This window comes from Candidatus Aquiluna sp. UB-MaderosW2red, assembly GCF_900100865.1.
Classification (GTDB): domain Bacteria; phylum Actinomycetota; class Actinomycetes; order Actinomycetales; family Microbacteriaceae; genus Aquiluna.
Genome location: NZ_LT627734.1, coordinates 240,689 through 258,369 on the forward strand (window position 1 = coordinate 240,689; position 17,681 = coordinate 258,369).

The window sequence follows — 17,681 nt, forward strand, 5'->3', positions numbered from 1 at the left end:
TCCTGTGGATAACCCAGGGAATATTGTGGATAACCCGAAAATTTCTGTTCAGAAAATTCCAATTTATGTGCGCTGCCAGATTCTTATCCACAGACTGACTACTTATCCACAGACTTATCCACAACTGTGTAAACAAGTTACAGCCGTGTAGTTCCCATAGAAACAATGGGTAAATTCAAGTTATCCACAGTTTCTACAGTGCTTATTATTGTGATTATCTAGATTTAAATAGAAGGGGATATTTACGATTCGCATTTCGCCTTTGCCCTTTTCGATCAGTGTGCCAAGATAAAACCCCAATTGAGGAAAGATTTTATGAAATTTCAAGCAGACCGTGAAGTATTCAGTGACGCAATTTCATTTGTTGTAAGGCTTGTATCGCCCAAACCCCAGCTTCCTCAGCTTTCGGGGGTAATGATCGTTGCAGAGGGTAACCAGGTAACACTTTCAATTTTTGATTATGAAGTCTCAGCAAAGGTAGTTTTCGCTGCAGCTATTGACCTGCCGGGAAAAGTTTTGGTGCAGGCAAGATTGTTGTCCGAGATTGTGTCAAAGCTACCTGGAGATTCGATTTCCCTCTCCATGCAAGAAGCTCGGTTGCAAGTTGTGTCAGGAGCGAGCAAGTTTGCCCTTTCATCAATGTCTACGTCTGACTATCCAGAAATTCCAGCAATGCCAAGCCCAACCGGAAAAGTCTCTGCCTCTGATTTTGCCCATTCAGTTGCCCAGGTGGCGATTGCTGCATCTAGAGAAGAAGTTACCCCAGTACTCACATCCGTCATGGTTTCGGCATCTTCCAAGGAACTAACTCTCGTCGCTACAGACAGGTTTCGTGTTGCTGTGAAGCATTTACCCTGGGAGGGATCAGCAACTCAAAAAGATCTTCTTATTCCAGCTCGAGTTCTTCAGGAAATAGCGAAGACATTTGCTTCGCAGGGAGATCTAGAAATCGCCTTCGGAGAGGGCGATAAAGAGGTAGTTGGGTTTTCAGCGGGCAATAAGTCAGTTTCGAGTGCAACCATTAAGGGTAAATATCCTGCCGTTCTCGGACTCTTCCCCGATAACGTGGAAAACCACGCGGTTTTAGCCACCCACGACCTATTGGACGCAACCAAGAGGGTTGCCCTGGTAGTAGATAGAGAAAAACCCCTTCGATATAGCTTCACTGACAAAGAGTTGGTATTGGAATCGATTGGCTCGGATGTTGCTGAAGCAACCGAGCAGGTACCTTGCTCCCTTACGGGAGACGAAGTTGTGGTCTCGCTAAGACCTCAGTTTTTATCCGATGCACTGAGTGGGATTTCTGATGCAAATGTGAAAATTTCCTTCACAACAAATCCCAATAACCCAAATAAACCGGGACCAGTATTGATCTCTGCCGCTTCTTCTAAAACCGAAAAGCCCGACTTTAGGTATTTACTACAACCCAATCTCCTGGTCTCATAAGTGAAATTGGAATTCTGTCTTGTGGATTAGCTCCATAACCCTCGAGAACTTCCGAAACTACGAGCATCTTGACCTAGTCCTGTCCCCGGGAATAACGCTTTTCCACGGGGAGAACGGCGAGGGAAAAACCAATCTGATCGAAGCAGTTGGATTTCTTTCTTCACTTTCCTCACACCGGGTTTCTGGTTATCAATCCCTTATATCAAACAATAAAGAGACCAGCCAGTTCTCCTTGAGATTGCACCATGAAAAACGCGCTCTTCTAATTGCTGCCGAACTAAATAGAACCGGCTCTAATCGCTATTTTGTAAATGGAAACCATAAGAAACGCACATCTGAAATCATTGGAACCCTAAAGACGGTTGTCTTTGCGCCAGAAGATCTGGATATCGTTCGACGCGACCCCCAAGACCGCAGATCCTTTATGGACAACGCTATGACCCAACTAAAGCCAAGGCTGGCTGGTGTCAAATCTGATTTTGAAAGGGTTCTAAAGCAAAGAAACGCTCTTCTAAAATCGGCCAGGAACACAAAGAACCCAGACCTAAGCACTTTAGATATTTGGGATGACCAACTGGTTGGGTTTGGGGCAGATTTAATATTTTCAAGAATCCAGCTGGTTGCAAGTCTGGCACCGTTACTGAATTCTTTTTACCAAGAACTATCTGCTAAAAACGACCTGGTGACTCTTGGTGTTCAATCGAGCATCCTTGGTCAAGACCCCGAGGACAACTTAATAGACCTAAGCCAATTAACCCTTCAAGAGATCCGGGACTTGTTCTACGATCAACTTCTTAAACTCAGAGGCCTAGAACTCGAAAGAGGACTTACTCTTGTGGGTCCCCACAGAGACGAGATGAGGATTGATCTCGGGGGGCTGACGGCTAGATCTCACGCCTCACAGGGCGAGGCGTGGTCTCTGGCGCTGGGCCTGAAGCTCGCGCAGGCCGAACTGATTCGTCTTGACTCTCAGCAAGGTGACCCAGTTTTGATTCTCGATGATGTTTATTCGGTCTTGGATGCCGGTAGGCGCGAGAGGCTTACCAAGTTCGTGGCCAAAAACGAACAGGTCCTAATTACCTCGGCGGATTTATCGGTTGCACCCGATCTAAAGTGGAGTGCGATACACAGGGTACTCGGGGGTGAAATCGTTGCCTAGGTTGAACTTTGAATTTGCCGATCGGTTTTTTAGCTCATATCTAAAAGGCTCGGTGGGTTTTAAATCCCGCGATGCCAAAAGACGAGAGAAGAACAGTAGCCGTGGATCCCAGCCCTTTGATAAAGGCCGGGACTTTGTCCTGGCTGCTGAGTCTTTGGATGAGCTGGTGGATCAGTTCCACTGGAATTCCCGACTTGACCAGGCAGCCCTTTTTGCAAACTGGGTGAATGTAGTTGGTAAAGACTCAGCGGGAGCATCCGAACCCGAAGAACTTATCAACGGGGTGCTCACCGTGCGTTGTCGATCAACTGCCTGGGCAACACAGCTAAGACTTTTACAGCCCAAGATATTCGAAAAATTGGTTGATCTTCATCCCAAGCTTCAGATAACTGATATTCGCTTTATCGGGCCCACTGCGCCGAGCTGGAAAAAAGGCCCACGCTCGGTTCCAGGACGCGGTCCACGCGACACATATGGCTAAAGACCACACACAGTTAGTTTTCGGGCTTCTAAGGTAGGATAAGAAGGTTAGTAAACCCGAATCTAAGTCGGTCCTAGGGCTGCATTTACGTGGAACTAACCGAATCAGAAAGTAACTGAATATGACTGAAGAAAAAAAATCTTATGACGCCGGGGATATTCAAGTTCTTGAAGGGCTTGAAGCAGTTCGAAAAAGGCCCGGTATGTACATCGGGTCCACTGGACCCAGGGGCCTTCACCACCTGGTCTACGAAATTGTAGATAACTCTGTAGACGAGGCCCTGGCTGGCTACTGCGACAACATCGACATCCTCATCACCGCAGCCGGGCACATCCGAGTCACCGATAATGGTCGCGGTATTCCCGTTGGAATGCACCCTGTAGAAAAAAGACCCGCCGTTGAAGTGGTTCTCACCGTTTTGCACGCTGGAGGTAAATTTGGCGGCGGCGGATATGCGGTCTCAGGTGGCCTGCACGGTGTTGGAGCTTCGGTCGTAAACGCACTTTCTTCTAAATTAGAGGTGGAAATCCACCGCGAAGGTTTTGTCTGGCGCCAAAGCTACTCAATTGGCGTGCCAGATGCTCCGCTTGAAAAAGGCGAAAAAACCGACCGAACCGGAACCACGATCGAGTTCACCCCGAGCACCGACATCTTTGAAACAGTTGTTTTTGAATACGAAACTCTTAGGCAGCGCTTTCAGCAGATGTGCTTTTTGAATAAGGGTCTTCGCATCAACCTAAAAGACGAGCGATCTGGCGAGAACGACAGCTACATGTATGAAAAAGGCCTAATCGACTACGTCGAATACTTAAATGCGGCCAAAAAGGTAGAGCTGGTGCACGATGAAATCATCTCTATCGAAACTGAAAACGCCGAGAAGAACATGTCGGTGGAGATCGCAATGCAGTGGACCACCGGATACAACGAGGGAGTTCATACCTACGCGAACACAATTAACACCCACGAGGGTGGAACCCACGAAGAGGGCTTTCGCGCAGCGATGACCTCTCTTTTGAATAAATATGCGCGCGAAAAGTCAATACTTAAAGAAAAAGACGAGAACCTAACCGGTGACGATGTTCGCGAAGGCCTGACTGCCGTCATTTCGGTAAAGCTCACGGAGCCTCAGTTTGAGGGTCAGACAAAAACCAAACTCGGCAACACTGAGGCCAAGGCCTTTGTCCAGAAGGTGGTTAATGACCAGCTTGGGGACTGGTTGGGGAGAAATCCAATCCAGGCCAAAGAAATTATTCGCAAAGCAATCCAAGCTGCCAGCGCCCGCATGGCGGCTCGTAAAGCTCGCGAAGCCACTAGGCGCAAAGGATTATTGGAATCCGGCGGAATGCCAGGAAAGCTAAGAGACTGCTCTTCTAGAGATCCGGCTGTCTCGGAGATTTACATTGTGGAGGGTGATTCGGCCGGCGGCTCTGCCGTTCGTGGCCGCGATCCTGAAACCCAAGCAATCTTGCCGCTTCGAGGCAAGATCCTGAACGTCGAAAAGGCGAGACTCGATAGGGCGCTTGCCAACAACGAGGTCCAGGCTCTAATTACAGCCTTTGGAACCGGCATCGGTGAAGACTACGATGTCTCCAAAATCAGATACCACAAGTGCATTTTGATGGCAGATGCCGATGTTGACGGTCAGCACATTCGTACTCTCTTGTTGACATTGCTATTTAGGTACATGAGGCCGATGATCGAACACGGCTACGTCTACATGGCACAGCCGCCACTTTTCAAAATCAAGTGGTCCAACGCCGAACACGAATACGTCTTTACAGATGCTGAGCGAGAGGCGAAACTGGCCGAAGGCCAGGCCGCCGGCAAGCGCATCCCGAAAGAGAACGCAATCCAACGCTATAAGGGTCTTGGCGAAATGGATTATGACGAGTTGTGGGAGACCACCATGAATCCTGCTACTCGAACTCTTTTACAAATAACCCTTGACGATGCCGCTCTGGCAGACGAGATCTTCTCGACCCTGATGGGTGAAGACGTGGAGTCTCGTCGGAACTTCATACAGCGAAACGCCAAAGACGTTCGCTTCTTGGATATCTAGGAGTAGATGATGACTGAAAACCAGATGGACAAGATCGAGCAAGTCGATATTCAAGTTGAAATGCAGCGGAGCTACCTCGACTACGCAATGAGCGTTATCGTCGGACGCGCCCTACCTGATGTTCGAGATGGGCTAAAGCCTGTGCACCGCAGGGTTTTGTATGCAATGTACGACGGTGGCTACCGGCCGGACAAGCAGTTCTCCAAGTGCTCGCGCGTAGTTGGCGATGTTATGGGGCAGTACCACCCGCATGGTGATACCGCAATCTATGACACCCTGGTGCGCCTAGTTCAAGATTGGAACCTTCGCTACCCATTGGTGTCTGGTCAGGGAAACTTTGGTTCCCCGGGAAACGACCCGGCTGCAGCACCTAGATACACCGAGTGCAAGATGGCACCATTGGCGATGGAGATGGTGCGGGACATTGACGAGGAAACCGTTGATTTCCAGGACAATTACGATGGCCGCACCCAGGAACCAACAATTTTGCCCTCGAGGTTTCCAAATCTTTTAGTCAACGGATCTATCGGTATCGCCGTGGGAATGGCGACAAACATCCCGCCCCACAACCTGCGAGAGGTCTCTGCCGCCGCTCAGTTCGTGCTCAAAAACCCAGAAATTGTTGGCGAAGAGCTAATTGAAGAGCTAATCAAGATCGTAAAGGGCCCCGATTTCCCAACCGGCGCCCAGATTCTTGGTCGCCGAGGCATTGAAGATGCGTATCGCACTGGCCGAGGCTCAATCACCATGCGCGCAGTGGTAAGTGTGGAAGAAATCCACAACCGCACCTGCTTGGTGGTAACTGAATTGCCTTATCAGGTGAACCCTGACAACTTGGCTCTGAAGATTGCCGAGCTAGTCAAAGAGGGCAAGCTCACCGGCATCGCGGATATTCGCGACGAAACCTCCGGTCGAACCGGCCAACGCTTGGTCATTGTTCTAAAGCGCGACGCGGTCGCACGGGTTGTTCTGAATAATCTCTATAAGTTCACCCAGTTGCAAGACAACTTCGGTGCCAACATGTTGGCGCTGGTTGACGGCATCCCAAGGACACTTTCAATCGATGGTTTTATTACCCACTGGGTTACCCACCAAATTGAAGTAATTGTTCGCCGCACCCAGTATCGATTGCGCAAGGCGGAAGAGCGTGCCCACATTTTGCGCGGCTACCTCAAGGCCCTGGACAACCTAGACGACGTAATTGCCCTGATTCGAAAGAGCGCCACCGTTGAGGAGGCTCGTGAGGGACTAATCGCAATGCTAAAGATTGACGAGCTGCAAGCTCGTGCAATCTTGAACATGCAGCTGCGCCAACTCGCAGCCCTAGAGCGTCAAAAGATTATCGATGAGGCAGCCGAGCTTGAGAGACAAATACTTGAGTTCCTGCGCATCATCGGCGATGCCGATGTGCAGCGCGAGATTGTCTCCGAGGAATTGGCCGAGATTGTGTCTCGTTATGGTGACGATCGTCGCAGCGAGATCATGATGGGCTTTGATTCCGATGTTTCTATGGAGGATCTGATTCCTGAGGAGGAGATGGTAGTTACCCTGACTTCCGGTGGCTATATCAAGCGCACCAGAAGCGACAACTACCGCGTGCAGCACCGCGGTGGTCGTGGCGTGAAGGGCGCAAACCTGCGGGCGGATGATGTAGTTCAGAACTTTATTGTGACCACCACTCACCACTGGTTGATGTTCTTCACCAACACCGGTCGGGTCTATCGCTCCAAGGTCTACGAAGTGCAGGAATCCGGGCGAGACGCCAAGGGTCAGCACGTTGCGAACCTGCTGGCCTTGCAGCCAGACGAGCGAGTGGTTGAGGTCTTGGACCTCAGGGATTACCAGGTCGAGCCTTATCTGGTGCTGGCCACTAAGTCGGGTCTTGTGAAAAAGACCTCCCTGGAGCTTTATGACACCCCGAGAACTGGTGGCATCATCGCTATCAAGCTGCGCGATGGCGATGAGCTAGTAAACGCGATGCTTGTGAGCGAGGAAAACGACCTGCTCTTGGTTTCTAAAAAGGGTATGTCGATTCGCTTTAGCGCCGGCAATGATTCGATGCGGCCCATGGGTCGTGACACTTCTGGTGTGATTGGCATGGCTTTTCGCAAGGAGGATCAATTGTTGTCGGCATCTGTGATCGGCGAAGCCGGCTTTGTGTTTGTTGTAACAGAGGGCGGCTACGCCAAGCGCACAGCCGCCGATCAATACCGCGTTCAAAAACGTGGCGGTATTGGAATTAAAGTTGCCAAGCTGGATGAAAAGCGAGGCGATCTAATTGGTGCACTGATTGTTGAGGACACTGATGAGGTTTTGGTGGTGCTTGCTTCGGGCAAGGTAATCAGAACCAATGCCAGTGAGGTCCCGGCCAAAGGTAGAGACACAATGGGAGTAGTCTTTGCTCGATTCGAAGATTCTGATTCGGTTTTGTCACTTGCAAAAAATGCGGAGCGTAATCTAGAAGGCTCGGGAGATCCAGAAGGAGAGGGAGAAGCAGTTGACATCACTGTTCAACCGGAATAAAGGCCCCAAGGAGCAGACCAAGCAGGTCAGGCTAAAACTCCGCAGCATAGACATATGGTCCGCGGTAAAAGCCGGCTTCCTGGTGTCTATCGCCTTGGGTATTGCGACAATCATTGGTGCTTGGTTGATCTGGGCAGTTCTGGCCAACTCGGGCATCTTCTCCTCATTCGGTGATCTACTCGGGAGCATCTTGGGTGATGGCAGCACCTTGAACATCGAGGAACAGTTCTCTTTTGGCAGCGTTATGTCTACCGCGCTCACCTTGGCACTTTTAAATATCGCGCTCACCACAGCCTTGGTGGCGATTTGGGCAGCACTTTTCAACCTAATTTCGAAGATTATTGGCGGGGTTTCGGTAACCTTTACAAACAACTAGCAACTTTGGTTTGTTTAGTTGGCTTTTCTTTAGTAATGTTGCACTGCTCTATGGGCCTATAGCTCAGGTGGTTAGAGCGCTTCACTGATAATGAAGAGGTCGGAGGTTCAAGTCCTCCTAGGCCCACGGTGATGACTTTCCTAAAGGGAAGTCTCGCTTTGGGGACTTAGCTCAGTTGGTAGAGCACCTGCTTTGCAAGCAGGGGGTCAGGGGTTCGACCCCCCTAGTCTCCACAAAGTGAAAAACCCTCCCGGAAGGGAGGGTTTTTCCTTTTTCCTGAGGTTTCTAGCCAGAGAAATTTGAAAGGGTATTGAAAATCCCACCGGCTCACCGTCTTTGAAAACGAGCAAACCGGTGGGATATTATTAAACGTTCTGGGTCACAGCCTCAAGCGCCTTGGCGTGAGGGGCATTTACTCGGTAATCTTCGTGTGTTACCGGGGAGTAGGACCTAAAAGTTAGGCAGAATCGCCCAGAGCACCGCCGCAATAACGGCGGGCACTAGAAGCTTAAGGTTCATTTTAAGGGTGAACTTGGCCTCGCCGCGGGCGCCGTGCACCCAAATTGCACCAACCATAGTTAGCGCCAGGCCGGCGGCAGCTGCAACCGCTACCCAAATTGCCCACTCGAATCCTAAGAAGTATCCGATTGGTGCCAGAACAATTCCAATCGCACCAAGGATCTCAAGCCAAGCAATCAGTCTTACCGCTGCAAAGGGTATTTTCTCAATCCAACCAAAGCCGGCTCCCAAAAGAGCTTCTTTGGACGAGGTGGCCTTGAACTTACCAGCTTTAAAAAAGCCAAAGGCAAGGAATACGGATATGACTGCGGCGACTACGCCAATTGCAATGTTCATTAGAGTTCTCCATAAGTAAAGTGGTACTAGACAAAGAATTTCTAGCACACTTGGCAAAAATTGTCTAGCCAGCCTGCGTTTGCCTTGGTATTCTTACTAAATGGAAATTAAAGCTGAGTGTGAGCGCAAGGGTGGGGCCTGGAGGGTCCGAGTGCCCCAGCTAGATAACCTCTTAATTTCAACTAAGCGGCTGGATATTGCGACTGAGCAAATCAAGGATTTAGTTCACGAGTTTCAAGGTGTAGATCGCTGCGATGTGATTGTTAAGGTCGAAACCTCGATGCCGGGAATCATTTGTGATCTCGAGAGCGCTCAGGTCAAGATGCGCGAAGCTAATCGCCTCCAGGAGGAGTCCTCCAGAGAAATTCGCTCAGTAGTTGCAAGATTGCGCGAAGAGGGTTTGAGCATGAGGGACATAGGTGTGCTTTTGCAGGTGTCTCCGCAGCGAGTGGCACAACTTACCTAAACCGTCTTGGGTCGCCATCTTTTTGGGCAAAGACTTTCCTGAATCAAGAACAAGGGATAACCTTTTTGCATGTCTGAGCAGCTAAAGGGCCCACAAAGCTATTTCCCAGCCATTGTGTCCAAGTACCAGCACCCAGTGGAACACTGGTTCACGCTTTTAGCTCTGATAGACAACCTCACTCACATGCAACAGGTCGCATTTTTAAAGAATGATCACAGTATGGGCCATGGTCATGCCAACGCGCTGGTTGCTTATTTCAGGGCAAGACAGGCTTGAGAGAGAGCACTTTAGGATTCGAACAAAAGATTGTGTCTTTTGTTATTCAATTTGTCTGGGCAACAGGTTGCCAAAGTTCATAAAAAATGAGCCAGGAATTTCTTCCTGGCTCATTAATTTTTAGATTACTTATGAATTATGCAAGCAACGCTGCTGGGTCAATTCCTGCTGGAACTAGCACTGAGTCAATTACGTGGATAACACCGTTTGATGCTGCGATGTCGGTTGCGGTTACCTTGGCGGTGCCATTGATAACTACACCATCTGCAGTGTCCACGGCGAATGTAGAGCCCTGAACGGTTGGAACATCACCGGTTGTGACGTCTGCTGCATGTACCTGGCCAGCTACTACGTGGTAGGTAAGAATCGCCTTTAGGGCGTCAACGTTTTCTGGTAGCAATAGTGCTGCTACTAGACCCTCTGGAAGGGCTGCGAATGCATCGTCGGTTGGTGCGAAGACGGTGAATGGACCTGCGCCCTGCAATGTCTCGACTAGGCCTGCTGCACCAAGGGCTGCTGCCAAAGTGGTGAATGATCCGGCCTCTACTGCTACTTCTACTATGTTCTTGTCTGTCATGATTTCCTCAATGATTCGATCTCGGTGGAATACGGAACGAAAGACTCGAGACGTACCTTTACTACAACAGGGGTACTGGGTATTCATTCCACCCCGTGGCCGATGTTCACTGTAAGCACATAATTTGGCCTGGGGATCCTATGGGTAGCGCGCAATGAAGGGTTTTACCTTCCTCCTTGGGGGCCTAGCATTGGAGTTGTGGCTGTGGCTTGGTCACCGTGATTTAGGGAGGTGCTTTGAAAAGGCAAATTTTTCTTATTGCACTCCCAATAATTTTTCTAGCTGGTTGCAGTTCGAGCCCGGTAGCCCCAGGGGCCAGCCAAACACCAACTCAGACTCCGACCGAATCGCGCCAGAGCTACTCGGCCAGTGACTTCAGGTCGGTCGCTGATGAGAGCTGTGGCCGCGCCCTCGAATTTGGGGTCTCTGAAATAGAAGTCGGGCTGGTCGGCTTCGAGCAGGTTCTGGTTCCCAAAGACGAAGGCTATGAAGGCTACAGCGCCGCGTATTTTCAGCCCGAAGACACCTACGAGTTAATTTATGAAACCGACTGGTTCGCAGTTTGTGCGGCAAGCAATACCTATGCTCTGTCTGAAGAGGCGGGGGCTGAGGCTGGTATCGCGGTTGAATACTTGGCCGAAGAGGAAGTCTTTGAAACCACCCAGGACTTTGGTGAGTTTGGAGTCAGCGTCGTTAGGTACAGCGTGGTAGATGGCTACTTTGACGAGGTCACATTTGTTGAAGCCGGTGAATCCGGGGTGGTATCGATTAGCTACGGCCCGCTTTCCGAGGACCAGAAGCAGATTATCAAGACGGCAGTAGATCGCCTGGAGCCTGTCGAATAAATACTTTATTGAAATTTTGTTAAAGCAATAGAGCCGGAGATTTCTCTCCGGCTCTATTGGAACTAGCTTTTCGAATTAGCCAAGCAATGGCGTTACATCAAGCCCTGGTGGCAAGATGACCGCATCAATCACGTGGATGACACCGTTTGAGGCCATGATGTCGGTCGCTGTGACATTTGCTGTTCCGTTTAGGACAACACCCATTGAGGTGTCAACTGAGATGTTTGAACCCTCGACAGTTGGGACATCACCGGTAGTGACATCAGCTGCAAGAACGGTTCCAGACACTACGTGGTAGGTAAGGATTGACTGCAATACTCCAATGTTTTCTGGAAGAAGCAGTGCGTCTAACAGTCCAGCTGGCAATGCCGCAAAGGCTTCGTCAGTTGGAGCAAAAACGGTGAATGGACCATCGCCCTGCAGGGTGGTAACTAGGTCAGCGGCTGTTAAAGCTGCTGCCAAAGTCGTGAATGTTCCTGCACCTACGGCTACATCAATAATGTTGCCTGGAGTCTCCATTGTGGCTTCCTCGGTTGGTGTCTCATCAACCGTTGAAGTCTCCGCTGGGGTAGCCGTCTCTTCATCCGCTGGGGCACATCCGGTCAGAGCAAGGGCCGCAATGGCGACTCCTGCAAGGGCTGTCATAGTCTTCGCTTTTATCATGATGATCTTCTTTCGGCTTGAAGTGCTTCCGATGCGACAATTTCACATCAGGCCCCAAAACTAACAAGGGCAATCGCTTATCCCGTGTGTAAAGAGTGGGACTTCACTGGCAATCCTCTGAGTAGTTACCGAGGGAACGGCCTAGTTCTGAAAAGTGTTTTGCTTCTGGGTTTGGCAATGCAAAAACCCAGCCCCCTTAGTTTTTGAAGGCTGGGTTTTGAGTTAGTGGGGCGTCTGTCTAGCTATTAGAGGGTCTGATCAACAGCTCTTCCAGAGGCAAGCGCTCAGCCTGCCAGCCATTAATTGGGTGTTCCGATGGGTAGCCAATGGACATGCCGCAAACCAGCGCGTAGTCATCGCTGACATCGAACTCGCTTCTAATAATGTCAGGGTAGTTGCCTAGGTAGCCCTGTGCGCAAGTGCCAAGACCGTTTGCGGTGGCGGCTAACATGGTGGCCTGCATGTATAGACCAAGATCCAGGGTCCCAAATTGGTCGAGACCGCGGTGGGTGAAAAAGAACAGTGCGGTAGGTGCTCCAAAAAACTCGTAGTTCCGCTCTAGGAAATTAAAGCGGGCTTTCGAGTCGGTGCGATCAATTTGAAGAGTGTCGTAGATTCCTTTACCAACCCTTTGGCTTCTCTGCAAGAGCACCTCTGGGTAGGGGTTTTGGTGGGTGAAATCTGGGTTGCCCCCCATGCCTGGAAGTTCTGCCGAGTCCCGCAATCTGTCGACTAGCGCTTTGCTGAGTCGATCGCGCTGCTCGTGCTGCGCTATCGCGATCATAAAGGGTCTGGTGTTGGACCAGCTAGGTGCGGTTAGGCCAGTGGATAGAACTTTATCAAGAAGCTCTGGGGCTATCGGTGTTGTAAGGAAGTCTCTGGTTGAGCGCCTGGACTGAGCAAGCTCATGGAATTGTTCATAACTGGTCATCATTGAATGCTAGGCCAGAATGGTCAGCCCCTCTTACCCATTGACCGGAGTTTGAATTAGATAAACTCCCACAATGGGTTCTCGAGAGATGCGAAATAAAAAAGGTGCCCTTCGCGCAAGAGCCCCAGAGATGCCGGCCGATGTGAAATTGGAGCTTGAGCAACGTGGGTTGCGGGCCGATTTTGACCACCGACCCAGCTACCAAAGAAACGACTACCTCAATTGGATTACCCGCGCCGAGCGTAATGAAATTCGTCAAAAACGGCTCAAGCAAATGCTAGACGAACTAGAAAAGGGGGGAGTCTTTATGCGAGCGGACCACCCTGCCTCGCGGAAATAACAACCCTGTTCTGTAAATAAGCTGGTCGGCCTAACTTCAATCAATGCATCAACGGCATGGTTTGCATTAAAAACCTCGTTACTTGCCGGCGACATCGGCTCTGCGAGGACAGAGAACGGTAAAGAAAAAAAGACAAAATTCTTATCTTGGACCCTCCCAAGAATCCTCTAGCGTAGGAAATTTCAATTGCGGTTTTTGCCGAAAATTGAGAGCGAATGTTAGCTTTGTTCCCAACGCACGGCCACGGATTCATTACGTATTTTTGCGACACGAATTAATCTTTCTTCAACCCTCTTGTGCTTTAGCATTCGCGGACGCACACTGTATCGTGCGCAGAACAATCAACCCACCTAACGGTTGGGTACTTCAGTACTTTTTGCTTGCTTTCGTGTGGGGTTCTTCGTTCGCCTACACCGAGGCTGGCCTTTCTATAACAAGCCCAATTGGGATAACTGCCACGAGGCATATCATCGGATCTTTGGCACTTGCGGTGCTGTTGTTGATTCTTGGACAGCTTCCTCGGTTGAGGAAATTACCGAGCCAGCTAGTGCGAAGACTCTTTGTGCTCGCAATGCTTTTGAACGTTATTCCCGGAACACTCTTTGCTTTTGCTCAAAACCACGTATCGACGGTTATTGCCGCCATTATCAACTCGGCAACGCCAATCATGACCCTTGTGATGATTGCTGTTGTCTTCCGGCAAGAAAAGCTAATTCCAAGGCAGATTATTGGTCTTTTTACTGGCCTAGTAGGCGCGCTGATTGCTCTCGGAGTCGGTTTTAGCGACCTTGGCGAAAACGAGCCGATTGGCGTGCTGGCCCTAATCCTGGCCATCAGTTGCTATGGATTCGCAATTCCGTATGCCAGAAATAAGGTTACTCCGCTTGGATTTTCACCAATGATTATGGCTCACGTGCAGGTGCTTTTGGCTGCCGTGGTTCTAACGGTGCTTTTTGTCATAGAGGTCAGCTTTTTGGGGGTTCCCGCATTCACCACTCCAAGCAGCCCCTTGATTCTTGGGCAAGTTTTGATTCTCGGGCTGGGAACGGGAATTGCTTATATTTGGCACTTCCAAGTCCTAGAACGCGCCGGATCGGCAATCGCTAGCTCGATAACTTACCCAACCCTGGTGGTATCTCTAATTATTGGTTGGGTTGTGCTTTCTGAACCGTTCAGTTGGAATATGCCACTGGGAGCCCTGGTAATCGCGTTGGGCTCGGTTATTACTCAACGTATCCGAGTTGTGCGGAGGCGGCAGCGCTCACCTGCTTCACGATCTCACCAACCTGGTGAAGGTGGGGCCCAATTCGAGTCTTTGGAGCACTGACGTTTATGACTGCAACAATCAGACCGGTGGCGTCTCTGATTGGTGCAGAAGCCCCAACCAGGCCTGGCTCAAATTCCTCATCCACTAGCGCATAGCCCTGTCGCCTCACCACCGTTAGTTCCTTCAATAGGTCTTCGAGGTTTCTGACCTTGGATTTTATTAACGGAATTGGGTTGTCCACTGAATTCATTGCGGCGATTCCCGGGGGCAGTGCATTTTCGGATCGGACCACCAGGGTGTCACCTGCATGATCGGCATACCATCTTCTCACTTCGGGCTCCGACCAGTCGCTCAGCAAAGCGCGACCTGATGAGGTTGGGGCAGCCGCAACGGAGACGCCCTCCCAACCCACACCACGAAAAGCACTGGGAGACAGTTCCGACTTCAGGGTGAGTACGTTTCCACCCCTTAGGACGCAAAGATGAGCGGTTTCATGGGTGAGACCCACCACCTGCTTTAAATATTTGCTGGCCTGCTTGACCAAATTCGCTTCACTAGTTTTAGCCGCCAGAGCATAAATTTGATAACCCAGGCTGTATTTGCCTGACTCGCGGTCGCGCTCCACGAATCCCGAGTCCGCCAAGGTCGCAAGTGTCCTAGAGATTTGACCCTTATCTCTGGCCGAAAGCTCAGCCACTCGATTTACACCCAAACCAACGGAGTCGATGGCCTCTCTCGAGCCGAGAACCTCTAAAACCTCCAGATCGCGAATTAGCCCAGAGACGTTTCTTCTTTGACTCACGGCGCTTGGCATTAGTTCCCCACCCATCTTGTTTATGCGATTGTTACCTAATTATGATGACATACTAACAACTCCAATTGCGTCAGTTGCAACTCCTACCTAGATTCCCTATATCTAATCAATGAGGAGGTGGGGCCAGTGGGAAATTACGACCTAGGGCTTTGGATCCCTTTCATGATTGACAAGTTCGATGAGATCCTCGAACTCAGTGCAGAGCACGTGATTGCCGTTCTTGTTTCGCTCTCAATCGCGGCTGTCTTCGGCGTAGCAACCGGCTTGCTTGTTTGGCAACGACCGATTGCTCGTTCTCTTGCAATCGCCACAACCGGCGTGATCCTCACAATCCCCTCGATGGCCCTTTTGGCACTGATGATTCCAACATTCGGGCTCGGTTGGCTTCCAACGATTGTGGCCTTGAGCCTCTACTCACTTTTGCCAATCGTTCGAAACACCGTGGTTGGCCTTCGTGAAGTACCACTTGCCGTTATGGAGTCGGCCAAGGGAATGGGCATGAGCAAGACCAAGGTCCTTTTTAAGATTCAGCTCCCAATGGCTTGGCCTGTGATCATCACCGGGCTTCGAGTTGCCACCCAGCTAGCCATCGGGATCGCAGCAATCGCAGCTTATGTGGCCGGCCCCGGACTTGGCGAATACATCTTCAAAGGCCTTTCGAGCCTCGGAGCAAAAAACGCCTTGAACTTCGCCCTCACCGGCACTGTAATGATTGTGATCATCGCCTTGTTGTTCGACGCCTTGTTTGCCGCAATATCCAGACTAACCACCTCAAAGGGGATTCGTGCCTGAGAAAAAAGCCACCAGTGGAGCATCCATTGAACTAATTGATGTATCAAAGGTTTATCCAAACCAGCCAGAACCTGCGGTTGAGAACTTCAACATGCTGGTCAACCCGGGTGAGTTAGTGATGCTGGTTGGACCCTCGGGTTGCGGCAAGACCACCACCATGAAGATGATCAACCGCATCATTCAGCCAAGCTCGGGGGTCATCAAAATTGACGGCGAAGACACCGCCTCTTTGGATGAGAATCTTTTGCGACGCCGCATCGGATACGTCATTCAGCAAATTGGTCTTTTCCCGCACCTAACTATTGCCGAGAACGTCGCAATCGTCCCGAAACTTTTGGGCTGGACCAAGGATGAAACCCACTCTCGTGTCGATGAAATGCTGGCACTGGTCGAGTTGGATCCTAAGGAATTCGGGGGTCGCTACCCTCGCCAGCTCTCTGGCGGACAGCAACAAAGAGTCGGAGTCGCCAGGGCTTTGGCAGCCGACCCGCCCGTGATGTTGATGGATGAACCATTTGGCGCGACTGACCCGATTACTCGCGAGAAACTGCAGCAAGAGTTTCTCAGACTTCAGGCGTCAATCGGCAAAACCATAGTATTTGTGACCCACGACTTTGAAGAGGCAATCAAGCTTGGTGACCGGATCGCGGTCTTGTCAAAACGCAGCAAGATCGAGCAGTTTGACACCCCTGCAAACATTTTGACCAACCCCGCTTCCGATTATGTTGCTTCGTTTATCGGTGAGGGTGCGGCGCTAAAGCGCCTCGCCTTGATGTCGGTGGATTCGGCCATGCGCACTGGAGGCGCGGAATCGAAGATCTCCGTTTTGGCCGACTCTAACCTGAGGGCGGCCCTGGATGCGATTGTTCTTTCGGGTGGTAGGGCAGTGTCAGTCAAGGATGCGAGCGGCAAAATTATCGGAAACATCTCTGTGGAGGCAATTTCTAATGCCCTGGGTGCGGACGTCTCAGGAATCGGCCGCTAATTATGGAAATCCAGGCAGCCAAAGACGTATCAACCGCCTACTCCCAGCCTTCTGATAGAAGAGGTAAGTACTTCACAGCCAAAAGATTTGGCACGCCGGTCCTGATTTTGGTCGCCCTCGGGTCACTTTTAGCATTTTTATACCTGCGCGGTGAACCGGATGCCATTGAGATCTTTGCGCTGAACTGGGAATACATGCTCGCTCGAGTCGACGAGCATATCCGAATCTCGGTCTTCTCCGCAGTCGTAGTAGCTGCGATTGCCGTTCCACTGGGTATCGCAGTGAGCCGGTCCAAGTCCAAGGTCGCCACCGTAGTTGTTTTAGGGTTGGCAAATATCGGGCAGGCCACCCCTGCAGTTGGCGTAATCATTTTGCTGGCTTTGATCCTGGGAATCGGCTGGCCCACCGCAGTGATTGCACTGGTGCTTTACGGCCTATTGCCGGTATTGCGAAACACCATTGTTGGAATCTCGCAGATCGACCCGAATATCGTCGAGAGTGCCAGGGGAATGGGCATGCGCAGCTCGCAGGTTCTGTTTCGCGTCGAATTACCACTTGCGGTGCCAGTGATCTTGGCTGGCTTTAGGACCGCTTTGGTTTTTAGTGTTGGTGTGGCAACTATTGCCACATTCATCAATGCCGGTGGCTTGGGGGAGGTAATCGTGGTGGGCCTGAAGCTCTCCCGACCTGCAGTGCTGCTCACCGGTGCAGTAGTGGTTTCTTGCATCGCCTTATTACTTGACTGGATAGCCGGTCTGGTGGAAGACGCGCTGAGACCAAAAGGCGTTTAGCAACAAGCACTTCGATAGATAGTTCCACTTAAACA

General features: G+C 50.6%; 19 protein-coding genes and 2 tRNA genes. 16 read left to right on the top strand and 5 right to left on the bottom strand.

Translation table 11 applies throughout. The features are described 5' to 3' along the window. Nucleotides 1–315 precede the first annotated feature (315 nt). From dnaN to BLP47_RS01355, 8 genes are all read left to right on the top strand, one after another. Entirely contained in the window at nt 316–1,446 is a 1,131-nt protein-coding gene (gene dnaN, locus BLP47_RS01320) for a DNA polymerase III subunit beta (RefSeq protein ID WP_091849646.1), read from the top strand. Between the two features lie 19 nt (nt 1,447–1,465). Further along, a complete protein-coding gene (recF, locus tag BLP47_RS01325) occupies nt 1,466–2,605 on the top strand; it encodes a DNA replication/repair protein RecF (RefSeq protein ID WP_091849648.1) in 1,140 nt (379 codons plus the stop codon). Further along, entirely contained in the window at nt 2,598–3,086 is a 489-nt protein-coding gene (locus BLP47_RS01330) for a DUF721 domain-containing protein (protein WP_157671325.1), read from the top strand. Before recF ends, BLP47_RS01330 begins: the two co-directional genes overlap by 8 nt. A 121-nt stretch (nt 3,087–3,207) precedes the next feature. Further along, nucleotides 3,208–5,145: a DNA topoisomerase (ATP-hydrolyzing) subunit B gene (gene gyrB, locus BLP47_RS01335; RefSeq protein WP_091849652.1), complete on the top strand. Its 1,938-nt coding sequence runs from the start codon at nt 3,208–3,210 to the stop codon at nt 5,143–5,145. Nucleotides 5,146–5,154: 9 nt separating this feature from the next. Next, entirely contained in the window at nt 5,155–7,668 is a 2,514-nt protein-coding gene (gene gyrA, locus BLP47_RS01340; RefSeq protein ID WP_091852783.1) for a DNA gyrase subunit A, read from the top strand. Then, complete coding sequence (locus BLP47_RS01345) at nt 7,643–8,044, top strand: DUF3566 domain-containing protein (RefSeq protein ID WP_157671330.1); 402 nt, start codon at nt 7,643–7,645, stop codon at nt 8,042–8,044. The genes gyrA and BLP47_RS01345 overlap by 26 nt, the downstream gene beginning before the upstream one ends. 52 nt (nt 8,045–8,096) lie before the next feature. After that, nucleotides 8,097–8,170, top strand: a tRNA-Ile gene (locus BLP47_RS01350). A gap of 34 nt (nt 8,171–8,204) precedes the next feature. Next, nucleotides 8,205–8,277, top strand: a tRNA-Ala gene (locus tag BLP47_RS01355). A gap of 217 nt (nt 8,278–8,494) precedes the next feature. Here the strand turns inward: BLP47_RS01355 and BLP47_RS01360 are convergent. Continuing rightward, nucleotides 8,495–8,899 carry a DoxX family protein gene (locus tag BLP47_RS01360; RefSeq protein ID WP_091849656.1) on the bottom strand — a complete coding sequence of 135 codons (405 nt, stop codon included), beginning with the start codon at nt 8,897–8,899 and terminating at the stop codon, nt 8,495–8,497. A 100-nt stretch (nt 8,900–8,999) separates the two neighbouring features. Between BLP47_RS01360 and BLP47_RS01365 the strand changes: the two genes are divergently transcribed. Next, on the top strand, nt 9,000–9,365 hold the full coding sequence (locus BLP47_RS01365) for a hypothetical protein (RefSeq protein WP_091849658.1): 366 nt from the start codon (nt 9,000–9,002) through the stop codon (nt 9,363–9,365). A gap of 69 nt (nt 9,366–9,434) precedes the next feature. Then, nucleotides 9,435–9,641 carry a DUF4287 domain-containing protein gene (locus BLP47_RS01370; RefSeq protein WP_091849660.1) on the top strand — a complete coding sequence of 69 codons (207 nt, stop codon included), beginning with the start codon at nt 9,435–9,437 and terminating at the stop codon, nt 9,639–9,641. Between the two features lie 136 nt (nt 9,642–9,777). Here the strand turns inward: BLP47_RS01370 and BLP47_RS01375 are convergent, their stop codons facing one another. Next, nucleotides 9,778–10,218: a fasciclin domain-containing protein gene (locus BLP47_RS01375; RefSeq protein WP_091849662.1), complete on the bottom strand. Its 441-nt coding sequence runs from the start codon at nt 10,216–10,218 to the stop codon at nt 9,778–9,780. Nucleotides 10,219–10,454: 236 nt separating this feature from the next. Here BLP47_RS01375 and BLP47_RS01380 point away from each other — a divergent pair, with 236 nt between their 5' ends. Beyond that, complete coding sequence (locus BLP47_RS01380; protein ID WP_091849663.1) at nt 10,455–11,063, top strand: hypothetical protein; 609 nt, start codon at nt 10,455–10,457, stop codon at nt 11,061–11,063. A gap of 75 nt (nt 11,064–11,138) precedes the next feature. Here the strand turns inward: BLP47_RS01380 and BLP47_RS01385 are convergent, their stop codons facing one another. Together BLP47_RS01385 and BLP47_RS01390 are read right to left on the bottom strand one after the other, a co-directional pair. Continuing rightward, on the bottom strand, nt 11,139–11,726 hold the full coding sequence (locus BLP47_RS01385; RefSeq protein WP_091849664.1) for a fasciclin domain-containing protein: 588 nt from the start codon (nt 11,724–11,726) through the stop codon (nt 11,139–11,141). Nucleotides 11,727–11,964: 238 nt separating this feature from the next. Further along, the gene (locus tag BLP47_RS01390) at nt 11,965–12,657 is read right to left on the bottom strand and encodes a nitroreductase (protein WP_157671334.1); all 693 of its coding nucleotides are present in this window, start codon (nt 12,655–12,657) and stop codon (nt 11,965–11,967) included. A gap of 73 nt (nt 12,658–12,730) precedes the next feature. On the opposite strand from BLP47_RS01390, the gene BLP47_RS01395 reads away from it, so the two are divergent. After that, nucleotides 12,731–12,997, top strand: a complete 267-nt coding sequence (locus tag BLP47_RS01395) for a YdeI/OmpD-associated family protein (protein ID WP_249883361.1) — start codon at nt 12,731–12,733, stop codon at nt 12,995–12,997. Between the two features lie 328 nt (nt 12,998–13,325). Next, nucleotides 13,326–14,324 (top strand): DMT family transporter, encoded by a 999-nt coding sequence (locus tag BLP47_RS01400; protein ID WP_172807163.1) that lies wholly within the window; start codon nt 13,326–13,328, stop codon nt 14,322–14,324. On the opposite strand, the gene BLP47_RS01405 is transcribed toward BLP47_RS01400, so the two are convergent. Further along, entirely contained in the window at nt 14,221–15,078 is an 858-nt protein-coding gene (locus tag BLP47_RS01405) for an IclR family transcriptional regulator (protein ID WP_091852789.1), read from the bottom strand. The two genes, BLP47_RS01400 and BLP47_RS01405, sit on opposite strands and share 104 nt — an antisense overlap. 162 nt (nt 15,079–15,240) lie before the next feature. On the opposite strand from BLP47_RS01405, the gene BLP47_RS01410 reads away from it, so the two are divergent. The 3 genes from BLP47_RS01410 to BLP47_RS01420 are packed head-to-tail and all read left to right on the top strand — an operon-like array spanning nt 15,241 to nt 17,646. Then, a complete protein-coding gene (locus BLP47_RS01410; protein ID WP_091849667.1) occupies nt 15,241–15,870 on the top strand; it encodes an ABC transporter permease in 630 nt (209 codons plus the stop codon). Next, complete coding sequence (locus tag BLP47_RS01415; RefSeq protein ID WP_249883363.1) at nt 15,863–16,855, top strand: ABC transporter ATP-binding protein; 993 nt, start codon at nt 15,863–15,865, stop codon at nt 16,853–16,855. The genes BLP47_RS01410 and BLP47_RS01415 overlap by 8 nt, the downstream gene beginning before the upstream one ends. A 2-nt stretch (nt 16,856–16,857) precedes the next feature. After that, a complete protein-coding gene (locus BLP47_RS01420) occupies nt 16,858–17,646 on the top strand; it encodes an ABC transporter permease (RefSeq protein WP_091849668.1) in 789 nt (262 codons plus the stop codon). Nucleotides 17,647–17,681 lie beyond the last annotated feature (35 nt).

Bases quoted from the DNA above. Each gene is read 5' to 3' on its own strand.
- dnaN (WP_091849646.1), top strand. From the start codon at position 316: ATGAAATTTCAAGCAGACCGTGAAGTATTCAGTGACGCAATTTCATTT.
- gyrB (WP_091849652.1), top strand. From the start codon at position 3,208: ATGACTGAAGAAAAAAAATCTTATGACGCCGGGGATATTCAAGTTCTT.
- gyrA (WP_091852783.1), top strand. From the start codon at position 5,155: ATGACTGAAAACCAGATGGACAAGATCGAGCAAGTCGATATTCAAGTT.
- BLP47_RS01360 (WP_091849656.1), bottom strand. From the start codon at position 8,899: ATGAACATTGCAATTGGCGTAGTCGCCGCAGTCATATCCGTATTCCTT.
- BLP47_RS01365 (WP_091849658.1), top strand. From the start codon at position 9,000: ATGGAAATTAAAGCTGAGTGTGAGCGCAAGGGTGGGGCCTGGAGGGTC.
- BLP47_RS01370 (WP_091849660.1), top strand. From the start codon at position 9,435: ATGTCTGAGCAGCTAAAGGGCCCACAAAGCTATTTCCCAGCCATTGTG.
- BLP47_RS01375 (WP_091849662.1), bottom strand. From the start codon at position 10,218: ATGACAGACAAGAACATAGTAGAAGTAGCAGTAGAGGCCGGATCATTC.
- BLP47_RS01385 (WP_091849664.1), bottom strand. From the start codon at position 11,726: ATGATAAAAGCGAAGACTATGACAGCCCTTGCAGGAGTCGCCATTGCG.
- BLP47_RS01390 (WP_157671334.1), bottom strand. From the start codon at position 12,657: ATGACCAGTTATGAACAATTCCATGAGCTTGCTCAGTCCAGGCGCTCA.
- BLP47_RS01395 (WP_249883361.1), top strand. From the start codon at position 12,731: ATGGGTTCTCGAGAGATGCGAAATAAAAAAGGTGCCCTTCGCGCAAGA.
- BLP47_RS01405 (WP_091852789.1), bottom strand. From the start codon at position 15,078: ATGCCAAGCGCCGTGAGTCAAAGAAGAAACGTCTCTGGGCTAATTCGC.
- BLP47_RS01410 (WP_091849667.1), top strand. From the start codon at position 15,241: ATGATTGACAAGTTCGATGAGATCCTCGAACTCAGTGCAGAGCACGTG.
- BLP47_RS01420 (WP_091849668.1), top strand. From the start codon at position 16,858: ATGGAAATCCAGGCAGCCAAAGACGTATCAACCGCCTACTCCCAGCCT.